The sequence below is a fragment of the Aliiglaciecola sp. 2_MG-2023 genome, assembly GCF_030548145.1.
GTDB classification, from domain to species: domain Bacteria; phylum Pseudomonadota; class Gammaproteobacteria; order Enterobacterales; family Alteromonadaceae; genus Aliiglaciecola; species Aliiglaciecola lipolytica_A.
This window is the reverse complement of the sequence record NZ_JAUORY010000071.1, coordinates 1-567: the sequence shown is the minus strand read 5'-3', so window position 1 is coordinate 567 and position 567 is coordinate 1. Positions and strand designations below refer to the sequence as shown.

The window sequence follows — 567 nt, the reverse complement described above, 5'->3', positions numbered from 1 at the left end:
GTTAGCAGTACAAGGAGGCTTCAATGGAACCATCAATCCCCATCAAATGGGTTCAAGGTTTAAAAGTAGCTTATTCATTACTTGGGGCTACTCAGAGAGATCAATACTCTTGGGTCGCGAAAACTAATGATAGTTTTGTATTTTCTGCTGAAATCGATCATATAAACCCAGACGATAATGTTTACGATCATAAAGCTGGTGCTTTTTCTAAACGAGTTCCTCCAATGTCTAAATCATTGGGTCATGATCCTCTAAGTATTAGCCATTCAAAAGAGTTATTTGAAGCTGCATCAACTTCTTACAAGGAAAAATTGAGATGCAGAGTTTTATTAGTAAAAGGAACTAAATTTGGCAGAACAAGTGCCCCAATAAAAGCGGCTGCAGATGGTCACTTTTGGCAAGTAACTGTTTTAAAAGGCAGCGTAGAAAATGGTTATTCATTTTACATAGAACGCGTTGCATAAAATACTGCTAACAAGCACTTTAAACGGAACTAAAACAGTTGGCTCAGTTTCGCTTCGCTACACATTTTAGCCAACAATTTTAGTCCGCTTAAGTGGACGTTAG

General features: G+C 37.7%; 1 protein-coding gene. It reads left to right on the top strand.

All coding sequences use genetic code 11. The annotated features are described in order from the left end of the window. Positions 1 to 23: 23 nt before the first annotated feature. Entirely contained in the window at positions 24 to 464 is a 441-nt protein-coding gene (locus Q4567_RS22240; RefSeq protein ID WP_303502490.1) for a hypothetical protein, read from the top strand. The last annotated feature ends 103 nt before the right edge of the window (positions 465 to 567 follow it).

Excerpts from the sequence above, each read along its gene's own strand:
- Q4567_RS22240 (WP_303502490.1), top strand. The coding sequence starts at position 24 with ATGGAACCATCAATCCCCATCAAATGGGTTCAAGGTTTAAAAGTAGCT.